The organism is Embleya scabrispora (assembly GCF_002024165.1).
GTDB classification, from domain to species: Bacteria; Actinomycetota; Actinomycetes; order Streptomycetales; family Streptomycetaceae; genus Embleya; species Embleya scabrispora_A.
Genome location: NZ_MWQN01000001.1, coordinates 5,600,568 through 5,623,283, shown reverse-complemented (window position 1 = coordinate 5,623,283; position 22,716 = coordinate 5,600,568). Strand labels below are relative to the sequence as shown.

The following is a 22,716-nucleotide window of genomic DNA, read 5'->3' as shown; positions in this document are numbered from 1 at the left end:
CGGTGTGATCCGCTACGGCGGGTCCGCGAAGACCCGTCGCGTGTGACGACTCAGGGTCCGGGTGCCATCGGTACGTTCATCGAACTGTTGCACGAGATCGAGTCGCCGGCTAGCCGTTCCGTCGGCGAATGTCCCGGAATCGGCCTGCCTGTACCGGGACGCCACGGTTCGTGGCGCGGTATCGCCCCCGGGATCCCCCGTCGGCGGCGTTCGTCGTGATCGGGTGCGAGTCCGGCGGGGCCTCGATGCGCTCGCCGCTCCCCCGGTGCGTGGGCAGCGACCCCCGCAGCGCCGCCTCGGCGAGGCCGACCGCGATCGTGTCCGGCGAGGTGGCGGTGGTGTCCACGACCAGCGTCGCCGCGTGCAGCCAGGGCCTGGCCCGTTCGTAGCGCCGCTCGGAGCCGAGTCGCGCGCGGCGGGCTGCGCGACCGGACGCCGTCGCCTCGTCGTCGCCGATCCGGGCCCGGCGGTCGCGCCGGTCCAGGTGCAGCGTGACGTGTCGGACGTCGAAGCCGCGGGCCACCAGCAGATCGAGCAGGTGCTCGCAGTGCGCGCGGTCGAGGAGGGTGGCGGGCATCAGGATCGGCCCGGGCCGGTGCGTGCGCAGCGCCTCGGCGGCATCCGCGACCAGGATCCGCCGGCGGGCGGGCGCGCGGTGCTCGGGGTCGTTCGCCCCGGGCGCGCGGTGGTCGGCGTGCGGCGTCGCGGTGTTCGTCCCGCTGTTCGTCCCGGCGGCGGATCGCGGCCGGTGTCCGGGGGCCTCCGGGGCGGCGCCGTCGTCGGGGGCCGCCAACGCGGCCGGCGCGCCCGCCGTGTGGGGGACGACGCCCACCGGGTGGGAAGTCGCCACCGTGGCGTGGTCGAACACCGCGTCGGGGTCGAACACCGTGGCACCGCGCAGGTGGCGGGCGACGGCGGCGGCCACCACGCGCTTGCCGACTCCCCGGGGGCCGTTGAGCACGAGCAGCAGCCGTGGATGCGGGGTGAGGCTGAGTGGATCGTTCGGCACGATGGCCCCCTGGGCGCGGTCCCGCGCGGTTGTCGAGGTGGCATGGTGCTCCCGGGCGAAACCGCCTGAACAGGGCGTGCGGTGGTACGGGGCGGGCGCGTCAGTCCGGATCGAGCGCCGCCTCCTCGCCCAGCGCGGCCCGCAACGCCGCCGCCTCCTCGCCGATGCAGGCGAGGAAGGCGCCCACGGCGGGGGTGGGCGGCCGGTCGGCCAGGAGGGTGGTGCCCACGGTGCGGCGCACCGACTCCAGCGGCACCGGCAACACCGCGAGGCGGTCGTCGCCGGTGACCACGAGTTCGGGCAGCGCGGCGATCATGTCGGTGCCGAGCAGCAGCGCACGTACGGTCAGGATCGAGGTGCACTCCACCCGGTCGGCCGGCAGCGCCAGCCCGTTGCGCAGGAACAGCTGGGCCAATTCGCTGCGCAGCGCCGTCTGTTCGAGCGGCAGGATCCACGGGTGCGCGATCGTGTCGGCCAGTTCGCGCGCGCTGTCCAGGAGCGGGTGACCGCGGCGCACCACCAGCCGGATCGGCTCGCGATACAGCGCGGTCCGCCGGATCCGCCCGGCGTCCGCGGCCGGCCCCAACCGGCCCACCACGACGTCGATCTCGCCGGCGAGCAACTGCGGGTGCAGCACGTCGTGGGTGGCCTCGCGGACGATCACGGTGATCCCGGGCCGCTCCCGCTTGAGCGCGGACACCGCACGCGGCAGCAGCACGCTGGTCCCGGCGAGCAGGGTGCCCACGGTGACCGTGCCGGTCTGCCCCTCGCGCAGGCTCGCGAGGTGGTCGCCGGCCCGTCGCACCTCGGCCAGGATCGCCCGTGCGTGTGCGACCAGGGCGGTGCCGTACAGGGTCGCGCTCATCCCGTGCGGGCCGCGCTCGAACAGCGGCACGCCGACCATCGTCTCCAACTCGCGCAGCGTGCGGGTGGCGGCGGGCTGGGTCAGGTGCAACGCCTCGGCCGCGCGGCTGACTCCCCCGTGCTCGGCGATCGCCGTGATCAGGGTCAGGTGGCGAAACTTCAGCCGTCCGTCGAGCAGGTCCACGCGGGCTCCCGTACCGGTTCGGTGCTGCGTCCCCCCGACAGGACGCATACCTGTTTGGTGATGCCATGGCGCCGGATCGGCATTGGATGGACATGCACCGGCGCAGCCATCATGCACGTGGCGACGGCTTCTTGACGAGCCGCCGCCGTGGCCGCACGAGCGCGCGAGCGGCCCCGGGCGGATCGACGCGCGGCGGCATCGGAGCTTCCGAAGCCGCCGGGTCGGGCCACTCGCCGAAAATGCCCCTCGCCGGATGGACCGGTCGCCGGCGAGGAGGCCACGGGTCGACGGTGCGATCGGGGATTCCGTTCGCGTCGTACCCCGCAAAGGCGTGTGCCGCGTCCCCGCCCGGCGCCGTCGCCGCCGGTCGTGTACTTCCCCGTCATCGTCCCGGTCGGAAGGTTCGTCAGATGCGCCGCACTCCCCTCCTTGGCAACGGCACCGGCAGATACGGCAGATCGAGCGCGCTGGCGGTGGCCGCCCTGGTGGCGCTCACCGCCGGCACCTACGCGGGCGCCCCACGCGCCGGCTCCCCCGCCGCCGGCTCCCCGGCCCGCACCGCGACCGCCGCGGGCGCCGCCGGCACCGATCCGAACATCCCCTTCGTCTGCCAGGACCGCCGCCCGCAGGCGGCCGATCCGAACGCGTACGGCATGCAGCTCGACGGCTCGTTCCTGGCCCCGGCGTCGACCCCGCTCGACGAGGAGAACCCGCACCCGTTCCCGGGCCGCCGGGCCGAGTACGACGGCCGGCAGTACGTGAAGAACATGACCGTCGAAGCCGCCTACGAGGGCTACGACTTCACCCCCGACTTCTTCCACACCTGGCAGAACATCGTCGACTTCGACGGCCGCCGCTACATGTTCCAGTACGACCGCTCCGAGGGCCGCGTCTACGACATCACCGACGTCAAGCACGTCAAGGTGGTGGAGAAGATGTCCCGGGAGGACGTCGGCGGCGACGAGTCGAAGGCCAACGGGACCTGGGCGGCCGGGGACTACTGGGGCGCGTCCACGATCCAGTGGAACGACCGGCTGCGCGCGTATGTGATGGTGCAGTCCTTCGAGGACAAGCGCCAGATCACCGAACTCGGCGACGAGCCGGGCAAGGACAAGTACGGCAACCCCGAGGGCGTGGCGAAGTTGCGTGCCAAGCCCGGACTCAAGGGCTTCAAGGTGTATCGCCTGAACGGTCCCCGCAAGGCCGACTGGCAGCTGATCTCGACCGTCAGCACCGACTCGACCCAGCCGGACCCGCTGCACAGCGACCCGAACCGGCCGCAGCAGGGCTCCGGTTCGCTGGACGTGCCGTACTGGGACGGCGGCAAGTACATGTTCATCGCGGTCGCGCCGAACGACACGTACGCCAACACCGAATACCCGACCAACCTGCACTCGGCCGGCTACCAGTCCTACGACATGTCCGACCCGAGCGCGCCGAAGCTGCTGGACACCTGGCACCTGCCCGGCCAGGTCACCGGCGAGGAGGAGGCGTACGCGCGCAACCCGCGCTGCGGGAACCGGACCAGCTGGCTGGGCGCGCGGATGTCGCTGTTCGTGCCCACTCCGGTGGAGCGCGGCGGTCGGTACGGCTTCGCCGTGCAGGGCGGCCTGGGCATGACCGTCCTGGACATCTCCGACCCGGCCCGGATGCGCCAGGTGGGGCACGTGGACCTGCCGCCGTCGGTCGCGGGCACCGAGGGCGACAACATCGACGTGTCGCAGTTTCAGCGCACCGGGATGATCTACGTCTCCGGCTATCCGCTGACCGAGGACTGCTACGAGCCCTACAAGCCGATCTACCAGATCGACGCGCGGGACCCGGCCAATCCCCGGATCGTCGGGCAACTGCCGCGGCCGACGCCGCCGAAGTCGGCCGGGATCACCGACTATTGCCAGCGCCGGGGCAGTTTCGGGCCCAAGCGCACCGGCTACTACACCAACCCCGGCCGGCACGACGACGGCACACTCGTGTACGGCTTCTACAACGCGGGCGCCCAGGTCTTCGACGTGAAGAACCCGGCCCGGCCGGAGATCGAGGCGTACTTCGTGCCCAAGGCGTTCGGCACCAAGACCCGGGACTGGCCGACCGAGGACGGCACGTTCCCGGAGTGGGCGATGGGCAACCAGACGCACGGCGTCTACGTCGAGTGGGACCGCAACGTGGTGTGGGTGCTGACCAACCACGGCATCTACGCGCTGTCCGCCAAGGACGTGCTGGGTCGGCCGAACCTGGGCCGGCCGAAGGAGCCGTTCCGTAACAGCGGCTCCTGAGCGCCGGGTTCGGCCGCTCGGCGTCCGCGCCTCGGACGCCGGGCGGCCGGCCCGCCTCACCCGGTGCGGTCGTTGGGCTCGTCCTCGTCGTCCTCGTCGTCCGGGCCGCAGACCGCGTCGAAGAAGGCCTCCAGGTCGTCCTCGGTACGGGCGCGGAAGACGATCATGGCGCCGTCGTACCGGCCGAGCAGGTCGTCACCGGCGAACCAGCGGATCCGGTTCCCGGCCGACTCGCCCTCGGGGTAGCCGGGGAAGGCCAGCTCCCGCATCGCCTCGGGAAGCAGGTCGAGACCGTCCGCGTCCAGCTCGACCGCCTCGACCAGGTCGTCGTCGAACAGCAGCGTCTCGGACAGCACGATCTCGACGGCCGCGAGCGAGAACCGGTTCAGCCAGGCGCTCCACGGCTTCTCGACCGGCTCGGCCGTGTCGAAACTCACCAGGACCTCCGGGTCGTCGCCCTGCGGCCGCACGCCCCACCAGGCCACGCCCTGGTTCTCCTCGCGGAAGACCAGCAGGCCGTCCTCCACGTAGAGCTTGTCGGGCGGCAGCAGCACGTCGTGATTGCTCGTCAGGTCCGACCGGCGGCCCAGGAGTTCGTACAGCTCGCGGAGCGCGGCCGGCAGCGCGACGCCCAGTCGCGCCGCGCTCGCGTCCAGTTCCGCCGGGGTGTACCCGTCGGCGGGTCCGATCGCCCGGGCGCGGTCGGCGGCGAAGGCGCGCACGAACTCCCAGGCCCCGGCCCGATCGGCGAGCGCGGCGGGCAGTGCCGCGTGGATGTCGAAGGTCATGGCCGGACGCTACCGGGTCCCGGGCACCCGCCCCCGGTGCAGATCCGCCATCGCGACGACGAACGCGGCGAGCACGAACGCCACCGACACCACCAGGCCGTGCCGCAGCGGCCCGGCCCAGTCCCGGCCCTGGTCGGCGGCCAGTCGGGAGAAGAAGATCGAGCCGACCGCGGCGATGCCCATCGCCGAGCCGATCCGCTGTCCGGTCTGCAACACCCCGCCCGCGCTGCCGCCCTGCGCCGGCGGCACCCGGGCCAGGGTCAGCGTCTGGTTGGGCGAGATCACCAGCCCGCTGCCCACCCCCGCGAACGCCAGCGGCGCCACCAGGATCCAGCCGACGTCGCGCCCGGGCACCTCGTACACCCCCACGATCGCCCCGCCCAGACCGATCGCGACCATCAGCAGCCCGCCGGTCACCAGCGCGAGTCCGTACCGGTTCACCAGATGCCCGCCGAGCCACGCGCCGACCGCGGAGCCGACCGCGAACGGGGTGATCGCCAGCCCGGCGAGCAGCGCGCTGTAGCCGAGGCCGGACTGGAGGTAAAGGGTGAAGACGAAGAAGATCGAGGTGAACCCGGCGAAGTAGAACAGCATCACCAACAACCCGAGCGTGTACGACCGGACCCGGAACAGGGCCAGGTCGACCACCGGATTGCGGCCGACCCGGGTCTGGTGGATCTCCCAGCGCACGAATGCCGCCAGGAACACCGCCGCGATCGGGATCAGGAGCCACTTCGTCGAGCCCTGCCACTGGCGTTCCTCGACCAGCGGCAGCAGCAACAGCAGCACGCCGGAGCCGAGCAGGAGCACCCCCACGGGGTCGAGGTCGCGCAGGCAGGCCCGATTCTCGTGGTCCGGTCCCGGCAGCAGCCGCCGGGCCAGTACGAGGGCCAGCACGCCGATCGGGAGGTTGACGTAGAACACCCAGCGCCAGCCCTCCTCGGCGCCGGCCGCCTTGATGATCAGGCCGCCCAGGAGCGGGCCGACCGCGGTGGAGATGCCGATCACGGTGCCGAACATGCCGAACGCGCGGCCGCGTTCGTGGCCGGCGAACATCTGCTGGATGAGCGCGGACACCTGCGGGGTGAGGATGCCGCCCGCGATGCCCTGGAGCAGTCGGGCCAGCACCAGCCACAACGACGTCTGCGCGGCGCCGCACAGCGCGCTGGCGGCGGTGAACAGGGCCAGACCGGTCATGAACATCATCCGGCGCCCGCGCGCGTCGCCGATCCGGCCGGCCGGCACCAGGACCAGGCCGAAGGTCAGCGCGTAGCCGGACAGCACCCACTGCACGTCGCTCTCCGACGCGTCCAGGCCCGCCCGGATCGACGGCAGCGCGACGTTGACGATCGACACGTCGAGGAGGGTGATGAACCCCGCGATCAGACAGACCCCGAGCGCCTGCCACCGATGCGGATCGGGCGCATCGTGCGTCACGCTCCCACGCCCCTTCTCGGCCGCTCCCGCGCGGCCACCCCGTCGGCGGCCATCCGAAGGACGATGCCCACATCCCCCGGACCCAAGGCCGCCGCCCGGGTGACCCCGGTCACCGAGCGCGCGTCGGCGGCCCCGCGTCACCGCGACGGGCGGGTGCTCGGACGGCTCCCACGGCGGTGCCTCCCCGGCCGGCACCGGCAGCCGCGAGCGCCGCGGCGAGATCGACGGTGCCCGCGCGGCGCGTGTGGATGGGCCGGCGCGTGGCGGTGGTCGGTCGGGCCGGCTCGTCGTGGCCGGCCCGGGAGCGGGAGCGCGTTCAGGTGCGGGTGAGTCGGGCCGCCTCGGCGAGTACGGTCAGCACGGCGGTGATGCCCTCGCGCACCTCGGGGTCGGCGATCAGGCCGTCGGGGGCGATCCCGTCGCGGGCCACGCCCAGGCGTACGCAGGCCGCGTCGATCACGTCGGCCCCGGTGTACCCGAGCACCGTGCGCAGCGACTCGTGCGCCTTGGCCGCGCCGCCGGGGTTGGTCGAGGCGTTGATCCAGCCGACCGGCTTGTCACTGGTCTCGACGCCGCCGACGGTCCAGTCGAGCAGGTTCTTGAACGAGCCGGGCAGCGCGCCGGCGTACTCGGGGGTGGAGAACAGCACCGCGTCGGCGTCCTCGATCGCGGCGCGCAGCGCGACGACGGCCGGCGGCAACGGCTCGTGGTCGTCGTCGGGGTTGAAGTGCGGCAGCTCGGCGAGGCCGGCGAAGACGACGGCGTCGACCCCGTCCGGCGCGACCACGGAAGCGGTCCGCACCACCGCGGAGTTGGTCGACTCCGCACGAAGCGAGCCACTGATCACGAGCACCCGACGATTCGCTGTCATGGCCGGTCAAGGTAGCACCGCGCACACTTCGCCGCCCGTCGCCGCAGGTCGGCGGCATCGATGCCGTGGTCGCGGTGCGCCGGCGCTAACCTCGCCCCATGAACACGCCGGTCGACAACGTCGCCGAGGCGCTGCGCGCGCTCGGCGCCACGGGTGGGATCCACACCTTCGCCGAGACGGTGCCGACCGCGGCGGCGGCCGCGGAGGTACTGGGCTGCGAGGTGGGCGCGATCGCCAACAGCCTGATCTTCTCCGCCGACGGCCGACCGCTCCTGGTGGTCACCAGCGGGGCGCATCGGGTCGACACCCGTGTGGTGGCCCGACTGCTGGGCGTCGGCAAGGTGCGGCGCGCCGATCCGGAGTTCGTTCTCGCCGCGACCGGCCAGGAGGTCGGCGGAGTGGCCCCGGTGGGTCATCCGCGGCCGATCCGCACGCTGATCGACACGTGGTTGGACGAGCACGAGGTGGTCTGGGCCGGTGCGGGCGATCACAACCACATGTATCCGACGACGTACGCGGAACTGCTGCGGATGACGGGCGGGCAGGCGGCGGACGTCGAGGCGTGATCAGCGGGGCCGGCGCACGATCGTCTCCCAGTGGGCCCAGCGGCCCGCCGGCGGGTCGAGGCGCGGGCTGTATTCGGCGCGCAGCGGCAGAACCGGCTCGAAGCCGGCCAGCATCGCCTCCAGTTCGGTCCGGCCGTAGTAGTGCACGACGAGCCCCGCCTTGAAGCCCTCCAGGTAGCGGAAGGTCCGGCCCCCGTCGGCGTGTTCGTCCAAGACCTCGTGCGCCTCGACCGCCTCCGTCGCGGCGGAGGCGGTGCGCAGCGCGAACAGCCCACCGGGCGCCACCCGCTCCAGCGAACCGCGCAGCATGTCCCGGGCGGCGGCGCGGGTGCCGTGCTGGTGCACCTGGATGCCGACCACGAGTTCGTATCGCCGCCCGGCGGGCAGGTCGTCCTGGGTGCCGTGCACCGACGGCACCCCCGGCGCCCGCAGCGCCAGTTGCTCCAGCGCGATCCGGGACGGGTCGACCCCGAGCAGATCCAGCCCACCGCGCCGCAGCGGGATCAGGTTTCGCCCGTTGCCACACCCGATCTCCACTCCGGAGGCGCCCGGCGGCGCCGCCTCCAGGATGCGCGCCACGAACGCGTCGGGCTCGGCGTCGGCGTACATCCCCTCGGCGTAGGCGTCGTCCCAAAACGTGACGGCGATCCGGTGCGCGTCCATGTGGTCAGGCCAACTCCCCCACGAAACGACCCAGTTGGGTGAGGTTGCGGCACTCGATCAGGGGGATGTGCCGGCCGTACACGCCGGCGATCGAGTCTCCGGTGTCCCAGTCGCGCTCCGGCTCCGGATTGAGCCACCAGGCGTGGCGGGCCGGGGCGACCATCGCCTCCAGTGCGGACAGGGCCGGGTCCTGGTAGTTGTTGCGGGCGTCGCCCAGGATCAGGAGAGAGGTCTTGGGGCCGATCACGTCGCCGTAGTGCTCGACGAAGACCTTGAAGGCGTGCCCGTAGTCGCTGTGTCCGCTCAGCCGCACCAGGTTCGCCTCGGCGGTCAGCCGGCGCATCGCCTCGCCCACGTCGCCGCCGGGCCGTTCGAAGAACCGGGTCACCTCGTCGAGCGTGTCGATGAACGCGAACACCCTTACCCGGGCGAACTGTTCGCGCAGTGCGTAGGCGAGCAGCAGGGTGAAGTGGGCGAACGAGGCGACCGATTCGCTGGCGTCGCACAGCACCACCAACTCGGGCTTGTGCGGTCGGCGCGGCCGGTGCCGGGTGGTCAGCGGCACACCGCCGGTGGACAACGACGCGCGCACCGTGCGGCGGAAGTCCAATCGGCCGCTGCGGCCCGCACGTTGCCGGACGGTCAGCCGGGTGGCCAGGCGCTGCGCGAGGGGCTGCACCTCGCGGCGCAGCGCCACCAGGTCGGCCCGGCTCGCGCGCAGGATGTCCAGGTTCTCCACGGCCGGCCGCACCGCCGTCTCGGCGACCCGTTCGATGCCGCGGTCCTCGGCGAGCCGGCGGCGTACGTCGGCCAGGATGTGGGCGTTCAGCCGGTCCACCCGGGCCTGGATCATCCGCCGGGCGTTGCGTTCGGCGACCCCGCCGGGCAGTTGCCCGCCCAGTACCGCACGCAGCAGGCCGGCCATCAGCGTCTTGGGGTCGAGCGCCCGGCCGACCAGCTGTGCGGACCACGAGGATCCCGACGCGCCCTCGAAGCCGGCGAACCGGCCGACCGCCTCGCGGGCCAGCGCGCGCAGCGCGATCTCGTCGTCGGTGAGCAGGAGTTCGCGCAGCCGGTCGCGGAAGGCCTCGGCATCGGCGGCGTCGGCGTCCTGGGCGGAGGCGCTTTCGGCCGGCGCGTCCTCCGGTGGTTCCGGCGCCTGCGCCGGGCTCTGCCCGAGCGGGAACCACAGCTCGAAGAGGGTGTCGAAGACCGGCCGGTGGGTGTGTCGTTTGACCAGCGACGCGGCGTAGGCGGCCCGCAGCGTCTCGCGGTCGGCGAGGTCGAGCACGGTCAACGCGCGTGCGGCGTCGAGCCCTTCGGCGAGCGACACCGGCAATCCGCCGTGCCGCAGCGCCCGGACGAACCCGGTGTGCCGATCCAGGAGCGACATCGGCGGTCAGCCGCCGAGGCCGGGCAGGCCGAGTTCCTTCGCGGCCCGCGTGTGGTCGGCGACGTGCTTGAGCACGACTCCGAGGGTGCGCGCGATGGTCTCCTCGTCCAGGTCGTCGGCCTCCAGGGCGAGCAGCGTGTGCGCCCAGTCCAGGCTCTCCGCGATGGACGGCGCCTTCTTGAGTTCGAGGGCGCGCAGCGAGGCGACGGTACGGACCACCTGTTCGGCCAGGTGCGCGCGGATCCCGGGCACCCGGGTGAGCACGATGTCGCGCTCGCGCTCCGGCGTCGGGTAGTCGATGTAGAGGTAGAGGCAGCGGCGCTTCAGCGCCTCGCTCAGCTCGCGGGTGGCGTTGGAGGTGAGCACCACGAACGGGCGCTGCGAGGCGGTGATGGTGCCCAGTTCGGGGATGGTGACCTGGAAGTCGGACAGCACCTCCAGGAGCAGCCCCTCGACCTCGACGTCGGCCTTGTCGGTCTCGTCGATCAGCAGCACGGTGGGCTCGTCCCGGCGGATCGCGGTGAGCAGCGGGCGGGCGAGCAGGAACTCCTCGGCGAAGATGCCGGCGCGCGCCTCGTCCCAGCCGTCCACCCCGGCCTGGATGCGCAGGAGTTGTTTGCGGTAGTCCCACTCGTACAGCGCCCGGGACTCGTCCAGGCCCTCGTAGCACTGGAGTCGGATCAGCGCCGAGGACGTGGCGGCAGCGACCGCCTTGGCCAACTCGGTCTTGCCCACCCCCGCCGGCCCCTCGATCAGCAGCGGTTTGCCCAGCGCGTCGGCCAGGAAGACGGCGGTGGCGATGCCGGGGTCGGTCAGGTAGTCGACGGCGCCGAGCCGGGTGCGGGCGTCCTCGGGCGAGGCGAACATCGTCATCGTGGTGCACTCCTCGCGGGCGATCGCGGCCGGTGTGCCGGGTCCGGCGCCGGCCACCTCCTCAAGTTACAAGAGGGGCCTGTCGGTGGGATACGAGCGGGGCCGGCTGGACTCCCGCGCGCCCGCCGGGCGTGACCGACGTGGCATCACATGACCGACTCTTGACGCCGATCGCACCGTGCGTAGGGAGTTCCCGGTCCATTTCCGGCCTCGGGTTCCTAGCATCGGGATATGGACATCGCGGTGGGTTTCGTCATCGGGATCGTGGTCGCCACGCTCATCGTGGTGGCCAAGGGCGCGCGAGTGGTGCAGCAGTACGAACGCGGGGTGGTGTTCCGGCTCGGCCGGGTCAGGCAGCGGATCCGCCAACCCGGATTCCACGTGATCGTGCCGTTCTTCGACCGGATGCGGAAGGTCAACATCCAGATCATCACGATGCCCATCCCGGCGCAGGAGGGCATCACCCGGGACAACGTGACGGTGCGCGTGGACGCGGTCGTCTACTTCCGGGTGCACGACCCCGCGCGGGCCATCATCGAGGTGCAGAACCACGTGTTCGCGATCGAGCAGGTGGCGCAGACCTCGCTGCGCTCGATCATCGGCAAGAGCGACCTGGACGACCTGCTCTCCAACCGCGAGGAACTGCACCGGGGCCTGGCCCTGATGATCGACAGCCCGGCGGTGGGCTGGGGTGTGGAGATCGACCGGGTCGAGCTCAAGGACGTACAGCTGCCCGAGTCGATGAAGCGGTCGATGTCGCGCCAGGCCGAGGCGGAGCGGGAGCGGCGCTCGCGGATCATCACCGCCGACGGCGAGTTCCAGGCGTCCAAGAAGCTCGCGGCGGCGGCCGACGAGATGTCCCAGTCGCCGGCCGCGTTGCAACTGCGGCTGCTGCAGACGGTGGTCGAGGTGGCCGCGGAGAAGAACTCGACGCTGGTGATGCCGTTCCCGGTGGAGATGTTGCGCTTCTTCGAGAACTTCCCGAACGGCGGGGGCGGGCCGGAGCCGCGTGATCCGGCGGTGGCGCGGGCCGCGGTGAAGGCGGTCGCGCAGGCCGCGGCGCGGGTCGCGGACGGGGGCGAGGACCGGGGCGGGAACAGGGTCGAGGAGGGGTCCGCGGACGAGCGGGCCGCGGCGGTCGCGGCCTCGGCCTCGGCGCTGGGGGACGAGGATCGACCGGCGACGGCGGTGGTGCCGGCCGTACCGCCGATGCCGCCCGCGCCCCGGGTTCCGCCGCCGCCCACCGCGCCGCCGATCGTGCCGCCGGCCGCGCCGCCGGTAAAACCCCGGCAAGATGAGGGGTTTCCACCCCCCGACCAGGGCTGAGGCACTGCTAACTTCCCGACCGTGGCGACCTTTGTGATGCAGGGCACGCGAGTTCTCGCGGTGGGCTTGGGCGGAGAGGCGGTCAAGGCCCGGAACGGGACGATGATCGCCTATGACGGACGAATGACCTTCAAACGACTGTCCGGTGGGGGTGAGGGGCTGCGCGGGATGGTGACCCGCCGGCTCACCGGCGAGGGCATGACCCTCATGGAGGTGAGCGGCGAGGGTACGTGCTGGTTCGCGGACCGGGCCACCGAGATCAACCTCGTGCACCTCACCGGCGAGACGTTGCACGTGGAGTCGAGCAACCTGCTCGCGGTCGAGCAGAGCCTGCGTACCGGTACCGAGTTCACCGGGCTGCACGGCGCGAGCAGCGGGCAGGGCCTGTTCACCACGACCGTCTCGGGTCAGGGCACGGTCGCGGTGACCTCCGACGGGCCGGCGATCGTACTGCGGGTGTCGCAGGGCGAACCGCTGTCCGTCGACCCGGGGGCGTACGTCGCGCACACCGGGCAGCTCCGCAAGGAGTTCGTCAAGGACGTGAACTGGCGCACGTTCATCGGCGAGGGATCCGGCGAGAGCGTGCAGTTGCGCTTCGAGGGCGACGGGTTGGTGTACGTACAGCCCACCGAGCGGCAGACCATCGGGGGGCAGACGTGACGTTCGACCAGCTCAACTCCAAGATGATCGAGGCCACCGTGCGGCCCGGGCAGACGCTGTACTGCCTGCGCGGCGCGATGCTGGCCTACCGGGGCGAGGTCTCCTTCACCCCGACCAGCACCGGAGCGCAGGGCGTCGGCGGGATGATCGGTCGGCGTCTGGCCGGCGAGTCGGTACCGCTGATGAAGGCCGAGGGCGACGGCCGGGTGATGTTCGGCTACGCGGGCCGACACGTGCACCTGATCGAGATCACCGGCGACACCCTGCACATCGAGGCCGACCGGCTGATGGTGTTCGAGGACAGCCTCCAGCAGGGCACGATGTTCATGGGCTCGCAGGGCGGCGTGCGCGGCATGATCCGCGGCCAGGTGACCGGCCAGGGCCTGTTCACCACCACGCTGACCGGGCGCGGCTGGTGCGCGGTGCTCGCGCACGGCGGGGTGATCGAACTTCCCGTCCGACCGGGCCGGTCGATCCACGTCGACCCGCAGGCGTACATCGCGCACCGGGGGCAACTCGACAACCGGATCGGCGCCAACGTCGGCTGGCGCGACGTGATCGGGCGCGGTTCGGGCGAGGCGTTCCAGTTGGAACTGTCCGGCACCGGCACGGTCTACGTCCAGGCGAGCGAGGAGAAGCTGTGAGCGGCCCGGGTTCCGGCACGACCGTGTACGACGCGCGCTCGCTGCCGCAGGACGACAACGTCAACCCCTACTCCTTCTGCGTGGCGCTCGACGGCGAGTGGTTCGTGCAGAAGGGCAAGATGATCGCCTACTACGGGCGGATCAAGTTCGAGGCGCTGGGCGTGGGCGCGCTGGACCGGCTGGTCACCGCCAACTTCAACTCGCCGCTGTACATCCAGGACTGGATCGTCGCCCAGGGCAAGGGGCAACTGCTGCTCGCCGACCGCGGGTTCGACGTCAACTCGTACGACCTGGAAGTGGGCAACCTGACCATCCGGGCGGCCAACCTGCTCGCGTTCCAGCCCGGTCTGGACCTCAAGCAGTCGATCGTGCCCGGGTTCGTCACGCTGATCGGGACCGGCAAGTTCGTCGCCGCGTCCAACGGCGCGGTGCACTTCGTCGAACCGCCGATCCGGGTGGACCCGGAGGCGCTGCTCGGCTGGGCCGACTGTCCGACGCCGTGCCACCACTTCGACACCAAGTACATGCGCGGCGCGCTCGGCATGGCCCGGCGGCTGACCGGGATCGGCGGCGCGTCGGGCGAGGAGCACCAGTACGACTTCGTCGGGACCGGCACGGTGCTGATGCAGTCCTCGGAGATCTCCATCGACCCGAACCTGATCCCGGCGCAGACCGCGCAGCAGAACCAGCCGCCGGGGGCACAGAACATCCCGGGGCTGCCTAACCTGCCGGGGCGGTTGGGCCGGTTGTTGCAGTAGCGGGAACCTGCGGCCGGTCCGGGCCGTTGACCCGGCGAGGCCCTTCACTGGGGACGGTGGAGGGCCTCGCCAATGCCTCGGCCGGCCTGTGCCCCGCCCTACAGCTGGTCGGCCAGGTCGCTGTCCGCCGCGACCTCGCGCAGCAGTTCCACCAGGACGTCGACGCCCTCGTGGTCGGTGTCGGCGCGCCAGAAGGCGGTCACCGCGACGTCGGGCGCCCCCGTCAGCGGGACCTGGACGACTCCGCGCACCGGCCGCTGCCGGGCCCAGCCGCGCGGCGACAGGCCGACCCCCTGGCGGTCCACGACGCGCGCGATCACGTCGTCCACGCTGCCGTACGCCTCGACGATGTCGGTCGCGCCCGAGCGCCGCAGCGCCTCCGTGACGCGCGTGTACAGCCGGGGGTGCGGTTGGCGCGGCCACACCACGATCGGCTCGCCGCAGCCGACCAGTTCGGTCAGGTCCACCGAGCGCCGTTCGGCGAAGGGGTGCTCCTGCGGGAACAGCGCGACGAAGGCGAACGTACCGACCCTGGCCGACTCGAAGCCGGAGCCCAGGTCCGGCAGCCAGCCCAGGCCCGCGTCGAGCACACCCTCGCGCACGTCGGCCACCTGGCGCGCGGTCGGCTCGCTGGTCCACTGCACGCGCAGCGCCGGGTGCCGGATGTGCAGCGCGGAGATCGCGGCGGACACGAGCGAGGGGCCCAGGCCGGAGGTATACCCCACACGCACCTGCCCGGCGTCCCAGGTGGCCCGCCGCCGTACCTCCGCGCAGGCGTCGTCGAGCACCCGCAACGACTCGTCGAGCCGACCGCGGAACACCTCGCCGAGCGGGGTGAGCGCCACCGGCAGCGACGAGCGGTCCACGAGCCGGGTGCCGAGCTGCTGCTCCAGCCGGCGAACGGCCTTGCTCACCATCGGTTGGGACAGGTACAGCCGGGCGGCGGCCCGGCCGAAGTGCCGCTCCTCGGCGACCGCCAGGAAACATCTCAGGTCGCGCAGTTCCATGGATACCCACCTATGCCGTGTCGGCATAACGTTAGCAACAACAGGGGCTTGGCTGACGCCCCGTCAGCAGGTTTCCTTGGGAGCACGGGTCCCGCGGGGGCACGGGCGCTCCCGGCACGCCGGCAAGCCCCGCCGCAACCGCACCGAAGTCGCACCGAAGTCGCACTAAGGAGCAGGTCATGACGCTCGAAATCCCGCGCATCATCTCCGTGGACGACCACGTGGTGGAGCCGCCGGACCTGTGGACCTCGCGGCTGCCCGCCAAGTACAAGGACCGCGGCCCGCGCGTGGTGCGCGACAAGGCGAAGTTCAACTTCATCGGCGGCGTCTTCTCGTACGAGCGCGGCGTCGAGGACGGCGAGTGGTGCGACTGGTGGCTGTACGACGACCTGGTCTACCCGTTCCCCAAGCTCTCCGCCGCGGTCGGCTTCGACACGCTCGACGTGACGCCGGTCACCTTCGACGACATCCGGCCGGGCGCGTGGATCCAGTCCGAGCGCCTCAAGGACATGGACGCCAACCACGTCGACGCCTCGCTGTGCTTCCCGAACATCCTGCCGCGCTTCTGCGGCCAGGCGTTCTACGAGCGCGAGGACAAGGAACTCGCGCTGCTGTGCGTGCAGGCGTACAACGACTGGATGATCGACGAGTGGTGCGCGGGTGACGGCAAGGGCCGCCTGCTGCCGATGACGATCATCCCGCTGTGGGACGCGGACCTGGCCGCCGCCGAGGTGCGCCGCTGCGCCGCCAAGGGCTCCTTCGCGGTCGCCTTCTCGGAGAACCCGGTCCCGCTCGGCCTGCCGTCGGTGCACTCCAAGGACCGGTTCTGGGACCCGTTCTTCCGGGCCTGCGAGGAGACGAACACGATCGTGTGCATGCACATCGGCTCGTCCTCGAAGATGCCCTCCACCTCCCCCGACGCGCCGTTCATCGTCTCCTCCGTGCTGACGTTCCAAAACGCCATGGGCTCGATGGTCGACTACATCTTCTCCGGCGTCTTCGACCGCTTCCCGAAGCTGAAGATCGCCTACGCCGAGGGCCAGGTCGGCTGGATGCCCTACGTCATGGAGCGCGCGGACAAGCTGTGGGAGGAGCGCGACGACAACGCGTTCGGCTCCTCGCTCACCCAAAAGCCCAGCTCGTACATCAAGGACCGGATCTACGGCTGCATCTTCGACGACGAGATCGGCCTGCGAAACCGCGACGTGATCGGCATCGACCAGATCTGCTTCGAGGTCGACTACCCGCACGCCGACTCGACCTTCCCCAACACCCACAAGGTCGCCCTCGACATCGCCACGAAGGCGGGCCTCACCCAGGCCGAATGCGACAAACTCTTCCGCACCAACGCGATCAAGGCCTTCGGTCTCGACCGCTTCGGCATCACCAAGTAGCCCCACCCTCGGCGGACGTGGGAATGGCCCACGGACTCTGGGGAGTTCGTGGGCCATTCGGGGTGGATGGGGACTACGTGCGGTTACGTCCGCGGGCGCGGTAGAGGAACATCAGGGCCAGTCCGAGGCCGATGGCGCACGCGCTGCCGGCGAGGAGGATGGCCACGTTGCCCGGCATACCGCTGTGGGCGAGGTGGTCGGATCCGTTGGATCCACCGATCCCACCGCCGTGACCGCCGCCGTTGCCTCCGTGACCGCCGTCGCCGTGGCCGCCGTGGTCACCGTGACCACCGCCGTGCGGCTTGGTGTGCGTACCGGAGGGCACGGCCGAGTGGCTCGCGGACGGCGAGGCCGAGGACGAACCGGACGGAGACGCCGAGGGCGACACGGACGGGGACGCGGAAGGCGAGGCCGACGGGCAGGGCGAGGCCGAAGGCGACGCGGACGGCGAGGCCGACGGGCTCATCGAGGGCGACGCCGAGGGGGACGCGGACGGCGAGGCGGAGGGCGACGCCGAAGGCGAGGCGGACGGGGAGGCCGACGGCGACATCGACGGCGACGCCGACGGGGACATCGATGGCGAGGCCGAAGGCGACGCGGACGGCGACATCGACGGGGAGGCCGAAGGCGAAGCCGACGGGGACGCCGACGGGGACGTCGACGGGGAGGCCGAAGGCGAAGCCGACGGGGACATCGACGGCGAGGCCGAAGGCGACGCCGACGGGGACGCCGAGGGCGAGGTGGACGGCGAGGCCGAAGCCGACGGCGACGGCGACGGCGACGGCGACGGCGACGTGTCGCCGCAGTCCGGCAGGTCACCGTTGAACGGGTACCGGTGGAACTCCGACCCGGACGTCGACTGGTGGATCAGCGACCCGGCCGTGAAGAACCGGCCGTTCATCCCCGGCACGGACACCGTCGTGGTGCTCGCCTGGTTGCCGATCAGCATGCTGCCCTGGAACTGGGCGCTGCCCTTGATGGTCACCGTCGTGGCTTCCGGGAAGTTCCACAGCAGCCGCTCGCGCAGCCCGGTGGGGATGGCGTCGGCGCCGATGAAGCTGCTGATCGTCCGGTTCGCCCCGGTGAGGTTGACCAGGACCGTGGCGCCGCTCGGGATGTTGAGGAAGGTCATGCCCTGGTCCCCGCCGTTCCCGCTCACCAGGTCGAAGCCGACGTTGAACACCTGGAGCGCGGACGTGCCGTCGCCGGTGAACAGCGTCTCGAAGCCGACGTTGACCGCCGTGCCGGTGGCCTGCCGAGGCCGGCCGTCCGGGAAGGCGTAACAGCTCGACGAGTCGGTCAACTGCGGGCGCAGCGCCGTGTAGGGCGCCGCGGCGGATCCGTCCTTGACCGCGGTCGGTGTCACCGTGCCGCTGAGCGTGCCGGCGTAGCGGACGACGCCGCTGACCGTACCCTCCTCGGCGATCAGGGTCTGCCCCGTCGCCACGGTCAGATTGCCACCGACGGTCAGGAAATCCGTGCCGTTGTCGGGGGGCACGCGGGAGCCGACGCCGACGATGCCCACGTTGTAGATGCTGGAGCCGGAGGTCTTGTTCATGTCGAAGTTGCCCAGGGCGACCAGCTTGCCCTCGGCCTCGGCGGCGGACCCGCTCACGGTCCAGTTGCCGCCGACGAACATGTTGATGCCGTTGTCCCGGCCCCGGATCGGACCGTTGTTGGGCTCCAGGTCCGTAGCCGGACAGCTGCCCGGGACGCAGGGGCCGAGGCCGCCGGGCAGCGGCTTGGCGAAGCCCATCACGGCGAATACGCAGACGAGAATCACACCGCCGAGGGTGACGACTCCGGATAGCGCGAGGCCCGTCGCGCGGATCCGGGCGTTCGGTTTCCTGTGCATTTCTGAAACATGGGATATAAAACGACAAATACGGACAAGGCGCGCGGAAGGTTCCCCCGAATGCCACTGCCGGGGATTCGCACACCCCGCCGTCAGCCGAGATGCGTACGGCCCGCATACGTCGCAGGTATGGGATCCGAACGGCGCCGCCGAATCGGAAACCGCCCGCACGACGTGATCGTTGCCGGGGCGGGGCGGGGCGGGAAGCCGTGCCGGTACGGTCGGGCCCGGGCGGGCACGCGTGAACCGGCGGGGTGTTCGCGGCCGTGCGCCGTCGGTCGTCCTCGGATGAGGCACGAGTTCTGGTGAGAGGGAGTCTTCTGTGATCGTCGGACTGGGCACCGCTGTCGCGGCCTCCGCGTGTTACGGAGTGGGGTCGGTGCTGCAAGCGGTCGGGTCGCGGCGATCCGCGCGCGAGGAGGCGGCCAAGCAGGCCGCGCGGAGCGGCGGTACCGCCCAGGTGACCGGGTACGGCGGCCCGAGCCTGTCCTCGACCGCCAAGGCCGCGGTCACGTGGGAGTTCATCGTCGGCACCCTGCTCGACTTCGTCGGCTTCGCGCTCGGCGCGCTGGCGGCGCGGCTGCTGCCGCTGTTCCTGTCCCAGACGATCATCAGCGCGAACCTGGTGATCACCGCCGTACTGGGGATCAAGCTGCTCGGCATCAAGCTGCATCGGGCCGACTGGACCTCGATCGGGGTGGTGTGCGGCGCGCTGGTCCTGCTCGGCATCGCGGCCGGGCCCGAGGGCGACGGGCACAGTCCGCGCGCCACGCACTGGTGGGTGCTGATCGTCACCTTCGTGGTGATCGTCGGCGGGACCGTGCTGGTCCGCTTCCTCGGCGCCAACGGCGCGATCGTCGCGGGCCTGCTCTCCGGTCTCGGCTTCGGCGGCCTGGGTATCGGGGTGCGCATCCTGGACGGCGTCGACCCGTTCGACCTGGGCAAGCTGATCGCCGATCCGGCCCTGTACGCGGTCCTGATCGGCGGTATCGGCGGGATGTACCTGCACACGATCGCGTTGCAGATCGGCTCGGTGAACGGCGCCACCGCGGCCCTGGTGGTCGGCGAGACGGTGGTCCCGGGCGCGGTCGGCGTGTTGTGGCTCGGGGACACCTCCCGCGCCGGCCTCGCCTGGCTGGCCGTCCTCGGCTTCATCCTCGCCGTGTCCGGCGCGGTGGCCGTCGCCTACTTCGGCAAGCACGATGCGCAGGAACCTTCCGCCACACCGGACAAGAGCCCGGAAGGCACCCCATCACGCACCTGACCGCACGCGCGACGCCCTGCGGAGCACACGACGCCCCCGCTTTTGCGGGTCAGCCGGGGGCGCCCCGCTCGGCGAGTTCCGCGCCCACCGTGCGCAGGGTGTCGAGGAGCGGGGTCGGGCCCTGGCCCCGGCGGACGGCCGCCATCAGCCGGCGGCGGGGGGCCGGGGCGGTGATGGGGCGGAGCACCACGCCCCGGGGGAGTTCGGGCTGGGCCAGGCGCGGAATGATCGTCACGCCCAGGCCGGCGGCCACCAGGGCCAGCTGCGCGCCGAAGTCGGTCGAGGTGTGCACCAGGCGCGGCTGGAAGCCCGCCTGGTGGCAGGCGGTCAGGAGCAGGCCGTGGCAGGCCGTCCCGGGCGCGGTGATGATCCAGTCGGCGTCCACGAGGTCGGCGGCCAAAGTCACCTCGGCGCGCTCCGCCAGCGGGTGATCGGCCGGCAGCGCGAGCTCGAACGGTTCGTCGAGCAGCGGGTGCAGCTCGATCCGCGGGTGGTCCGGCGCGGGCAGGTCCGGATGCGTCATCACCACCGCCAGATCCAGCTCGCGCGCGGGCAGCAGCGGCAGCGCCTGCTCGGTCTCGTACTGGACCACCTCGAACCGCCACCCCGGGTGGGTCCGCTTGAGCCGGGCCAGCGCCGGCGCGATCAGGCCCGCGATGCCGGACGGGAAGCCGGAGATCCGGGCCCGCCCGATGCGGCCGTCGCGCTGCGCCGCGAGGTCGGCGCGGGCCTGTTCCAGCCGGGTCGCGATGGCGTCGGCGTGGCCGAGCAGGACATGTGCGGCCGGGGTGAGCCGGACACCGCGCCCGTGCTTCTCCAGGAGCACGGCGTCGGCCTCCCGGGCCAGTACCGCCAGTTGTTGGGACACCGCGGACGGGGTCAGGTGCAGTGCCTGGGCGGCGGCGATCACGGTGCCGTGCTGGTCGAGCGCGCGCAGGATGTTCAGCCGCTTGATCTCCATGTAGCGAAACTACCGATTGAGATCCGGAAAATGTAGCTGGACTCCATGGATGGCCCGAGCACACACTTTTCGGCATGACCCGTACCGATTCCCTGTGGGCCGTGCTCGTCACGGTGATCTGGGGGGTGAACTTCGTCGCCATCGACGCGAGCCTCGACGACTTCCCCCCATTCCTGCTGGCCGCGCTGCGCTTCGCGCTCGTCGCGTTTCCCGCGGTGCTGTTCGTCAAGCGGCCGCGGACGAGTTGGAAGCTGATCATCGGGGTCGGACTCACGGTCAACGTGGGCCAGTTCGCGTTCCTGTTCAGCGCGATGCACGCGGGCATGCCGGCCGGGTTGTCCTCGGTGGTGATCCAGTGCCAGGCGATGTTCACCGTGCTGTGCGCGGTGGTGATGTTGCGGGAGATCCCCGGGCGCACCCGGCTGCTCGCACTGGGCGTGGCCGCGATCGGCATGGGCGTGATCGCGTTCGGTCGGGGCCAGGGCGCGTCGTTGTGGCCGTTCCTGCTGGTGGTCGGCGCCGCGGCGTCGTGGGGCTTCGGCAATGTGCTGACCCGCAAGGCGGGCATCCCCGGCGGGCTCGGCCTGGTCGTGTGGTCGGCACTGGCCGCCCCGCTGCCGCTGCTCGCACTGTCCCTGACCGTCGAGGGCCCGAGCCGGGACGTGGACGCGCTGACCTCGGCCTCCTGGACCGGCGTCGGCGGCCTGGCGTTCACCGTCGTGCTGTCGTCCTGGCTCGGCTACGGCCTGTGGTTCGCCCTCCTCGGCCGCCGTTCGGCCTCGGCGGTCGCCCCGTACGGCCTCCTCGTCCCGATCGTCGGCATCCTCACCGCCTGGGCCGTCCTCGACGAACGCCCGACGTGGATCGAGGCCGCGGGCGCCGCGATCGTCCTGACCGGCATCACCTTGGCAAGCCTCCCCCGCGGCGCCGGCTCACCGCCCCCAACCCGCGAGGCACCCCCCACCCACCCCGACCCACTCCCGGCCACCCGCCCCTGAACCACCCGACCTCGAAGCCCCCAACGCCGGGCGGCCGTCAGCCCCCGCGCCCGGCCCGCGGTCGGTAGCGTCACGGTGAGACCGGGAGCGACACGGTGGACGTCGTCGACGCCGAGCCGGCCGACATTGATACCATGCCGGATATACTCGAAACGCAGGCTGATATCAACGGAGGTGCATCCGATGGCCCGGACCGTGATCGACCTCGATGACGACCTGGTCGCCGCCGTGGCCCAGGCGTTGGGAACCGGCACCAAAAAGGAGACGGTCAATACCGCGCTCCGCGAAGTCCTGGACAACCGGCGGCGAGCACTGGCACTCACCCGACTGCGGGCGGCGGCCGAGGATGGCGCCTTCGATCTGGAGATCTTCGAGGACAAGCGGAACTACCGCCGGTGAGTGCGGCGCAATTCCTGATCGACACCAGCGCACTCGCCCGCTTCATGCGCGCGGAAAGCGAACAATACGGTTGGGATCAGGCCGCTTCGGCCGGGCTCATCGCGACCTGCCCCATCACCGAACTCGAATTCTTCTACAGTGCCCGCTCGGCCGCGCACCGCGCACGAAGCATCGAGGATCTACGGCTGTTGTTCAACTGGGTCCCGGTGGACGATCGTGCCTACGACCGTGCCTGGCAGGTTCAGGACCAGCTCACCGATCGGGGGCAACATCGCAGCGCCGGGGCCGTGGACCTGATTGTCGCCGCCACGGCAGAGCTCCAGGGCTTGACGCTGCTGCATCGCGACCGGGACTTCGAGTGCATCGCGGCCGTTACCGGACAGGCACTCCAGTGGTACGGCCCCCCGACCGGCAAGTAGCCCCATCGATACGAGTGTTCGGCCGTGCGATTGCCGGGCGAAACGCCGAACGACCCCGCGGCCGGGCTTTCGGTGCGGGGTCGTCGTGTGGGCGGTTCGCCGGTGGCGGC

Annotated in this window: 22 protein-coding genes; 11 read left to right on the top strand and 11 right to left on the bottom strand. The window is 71.6% G+C overall.

The window, feature by feature from the left end; genetic code table 11:
- Positions 1-109: 109 nt before the first annotated feature.
- Positions 110-1,009: a hypothetical protein gene (locus B4N89_RS24805; RefSeq protein ID WP_078978021.1), complete on the bottom strand. Its 900-nt coding sequence runs from the start codon at positions 1,007-1,009 to the stop codon at positions 110-112.
- A 100-nt stretch (positions 1,010-1,109) separates the two neighbouring features.
- Positions 1,110-2,057: a LysR substrate-binding domain-containing protein gene (locus B4N89_RS24800; protein WP_078978020.1), complete on the bottom strand. Its 948-nt coding sequence runs from the start codon at positions 2,055-2,057 to the stop codon at positions 1,110-1,112.
- Positions 2,058-2,467: 410 nt separating this feature from the next.
- Between B4N89_RS24800 and B4N89_RS24795 the strand changes: the two genes are divergently transcribed.
- On the top strand, positions 2,468-4,330 hold the full coding sequence (locus tag B4N89_RS24795; RefSeq protein ID WP_235618767.1) for an LVIVD repeat-containing protein: 1,863 nt from the start codon (positions 2,468-2,470) through the stop codon (positions 4,328-4,330).
- Positions 4,331-4,386: 56 nt separating this feature from the next.
- Here the strand turns inward: B4N89_RS24795 and B4N89_RS24790 are convergent, their stop codons facing one another.
- The 3 genes from B4N89_RS24790 to B4N89_RS24780 all read right to left on the bottom strand — a co-directional run bounded on the left by B4N89_RS24790 (position 4,387) and on the right by B4N89_RS24780 (position 7,426).
- Complete coding sequence (locus B4N89_RS24790; RefSeq protein WP_201260898.1) at positions 4,387-5,118, bottom strand: SMI1/KNR4 family protein; 732 nt, start codon at positions 5,116-5,118, stop codon at positions 4,387-4,389.
- Between the two features lie 9 nt (positions 5,119-5,127).
- Positions 5,128-6,555, bottom strand: coding sequence for an MFS transporter (locus B4N89_RS24785; RefSeq protein WP_078978019.1), 1,428 nt, complete (start codon positions 6,553-6,555; stop codon positions 5,128-5,130).
- A 316-nt stretch (positions 6,556-6,871) separates the two neighbouring features.
- Positions 6,872-7,426, bottom strand: a complete 555-nt coding sequence (locus B4N89_RS24780; protein WP_235618766.1) for an NADPH-dependent FMN reductase — start codon at positions 7,424-7,426, stop codon at positions 6,872-6,874.
- 98 nt (positions 7,427-7,524) lie between these two features.
- Here B4N89_RS24780 and B4N89_RS24775 point away from each other — a divergent pair, with 98 nt between their 5' ends.
- Positions 7,525-7,992: a YbaK/EbsC family protein gene (locus B4N89_RS24775; protein ID WP_078978017.1), complete on the top strand. Its 468-nt coding sequence runs from the start codon at positions 7,525-7,527 to the stop codon at positions 7,990-7,992.
- Here B4N89_RS24775 and B4N89_RS24770 read toward each other — a convergent pair whose 3' ends face one another.
- The 3 genes from B4N89_RS24770 to B4N89_RS24760 are packed head-to-tail and all read right to left on the bottom strand — an operon-like array spanning position 7,993 to position 10,915.
- Positions 7,993-8,655 (bottom strand): class I SAM-dependent methyltransferase, encoded by a 663-nt coding sequence (locus tag B4N89_RS24770; protein ID WP_078978016.1) that lies wholly within the window; start codon positions 8,653-8,655, stop codon positions 7,993-7,995.
- A gap of 4 nt (positions 8,656-8,659) precedes the next feature.
- A complete protein-coding gene (locus B4N89_RS24765; protein ID WP_078978015.1) occupies positions 8,660-10,048 on the bottom strand; it encodes a vWA domain-containing protein in 1,389 nt (462 codons plus the stop codon).
- A gap of 6 nt (positions 10,049-10,054) precedes the next feature.
- Positions 10,055-10,915 carry an AAA family ATPase gene (locus B4N89_RS24760; RefSeq protein ID WP_201261004.1) on the bottom strand — a complete coding sequence of 287 codons (861 nt, stop codon included), beginning with the start codon at positions 10,913-10,915 and terminating at the stop codon, positions 10,055-10,057.
- 237 nt (positions 10,916-11,152) lie between these two features.
- On the opposite strand from B4N89_RS24760, the gene B4N89_RS24755 reads away from it, so the two are divergent.
- From B4N89_RS24755 to B4N89_RS24740, 4 genes are read left to right on the top strand one after another with little or no spacing between them, the layout of a single operon-like run.
- Complete coding sequence (locus tag B4N89_RS24755) at positions 11,153-12,247, top strand: slipin family protein (protein WP_078978014.1); 1,095 nt, start codon at positions 11,153-11,155, stop codon at positions 12,245-12,247.
- A gap of 36 nt (positions 12,248-12,283) precedes the next feature.
- A complete protein-coding gene (locus B4N89_RS24750; protein WP_078978013.1) occupies positions 12,284-12,907 on the top strand; it encodes an AIM24 family protein in 624 nt (207 codons plus the stop codon).
- Entirely contained in the window at positions 12,904-13,551 is a 648-nt protein-coding gene (locus B4N89_RS24745) for an AIM24 family protein (protein ID WP_078978012.1), read from the top strand. Before B4N89_RS24750 ends, B4N89_RS24745 begins: the two co-directional genes overlap by 4 nt.
- A complete protein-coding gene (locus B4N89_RS24740; protein WP_078978011.1) occupies positions 13,548-14,309 on the top strand; it encodes an AIM24 family protein in 762 nt (253 codons plus the stop codon). Before B4N89_RS24745 ends, B4N89_RS24740 begins: the two co-directional genes overlap by 4 nt.
- A gap of 98 nt (positions 14,310-14,407) precedes the next feature.
- Here B4N89_RS24740 and B4N89_RS24735 read toward each other — a convergent pair whose 3' ends face one another.
- Positions 14,408-15,316 carry a LysR family transcriptional regulator gene (locus tag B4N89_RS24735; protein ID WP_161500808.1) on the bottom strand — a complete coding sequence of 303 codons (909 nt, stop codon included), beginning with the start codon at positions 15,314-15,316 and terminating at the stop codon, positions 14,408-14,410.
- 179 nt (positions 15,317-15,495) lie between these two features.
- Here B4N89_RS24735 and B4N89_RS24730 point away from each other — a divergent pair, with 179 nt between their 5' ends.
- On the top strand, positions 15,496-16,710 hold the full coding sequence (locus B4N89_RS24730; RefSeq protein ID WP_078978009.1) for an amidohydrolase family protein: 1,215 nt from the start codon (positions 15,496-15,498) through the stop codon (positions 16,708-16,710).
- 73 nt (positions 16,711-16,783) lie between these two features.
- On the opposite strand, the gene B4N89_RS24725 is transcribed toward B4N89_RS24730, so the two are convergent.
- Entirely contained in the window at positions 16,784-18,565 is a 1,782-nt protein-coding gene (locus B4N89_RS24725; RefSeq protein ID WP_078978008.1) for a choice-of-anchor A family protein, read from the bottom strand.
- Positions 18,566-18,887: 322 nt separating this feature from the next.
- Between B4N89_RS24725 and B4N89_RS24720 the strand changes: the two genes are divergently transcribed.
- Positions 18,888-19,829, top strand: coding sequence for a hypothetical protein (locus tag B4N89_RS24720; protein ID WP_078978007.1), 942 nt, complete (start codon positions 18,888-18,890; stop codon positions 19,827-19,829).
- Positions 19,830-19,878: 49 nt separating this feature from the next.
- Here B4N89_RS24720 and B4N89_RS24715 read toward each other — a convergent pair whose 3' ends face one another.
- Entirely contained in the window at positions 19,879-20,790 is a 912-nt protein-coding gene (locus tag B4N89_RS24715) for a LysR family transcriptional regulator (RefSeq protein WP_078978006.1), read from the bottom strand.
- A 74-nt stretch (positions 20,791-20,864) separates the two neighbouring features.
- On the opposite strand from B4N89_RS24715, the gene B4N89_RS24710 reads away from it, so the two are divergent.
- The 3 genes from B4N89_RS24710 to B4N89_RS24700 all read left to right on the top strand — a co-directional run bounded on the left by B4N89_RS24710 (position 20,865) and on the right by B4N89_RS24700 (position 22,606).
- Positions 20,865-21,788, top strand: coding sequence for an EamA family transporter (locus B4N89_RS24710; RefSeq protein ID WP_078978005.1), 924 nt, complete (start codon positions 20,865-20,867; stop codon positions 21,786-21,788).
- 183 nt (positions 21,789-21,971) lie between these two features.
- Positions 21,972-22,187: a type II toxin-antitoxin system VapB family antitoxin gene (locus B4N89_RS24705; protein ID WP_078978004.1), complete on the top strand. Its 216-nt coding sequence runs from the start codon at positions 21,972-21,974 to the stop codon at positions 22,185-22,187.
- Positions 22,184-22,606 carry a PIN domain nuclease gene (locus tag B4N89_RS24700; protein ID WP_078978003.1) on the top strand — a complete coding sequence of 141 codons (423 nt, stop codon included), beginning with the start codon at positions 22,184-22,186 and terminating at the stop codon, positions 22,604-22,606. The genes B4N89_RS24705 and B4N89_RS24700 overlap by 4 nt, the downstream gene beginning before the upstream one ends.
- The last annotated feature ends 110 nt before the right edge of the window (positions 22,607-22,716 follow it).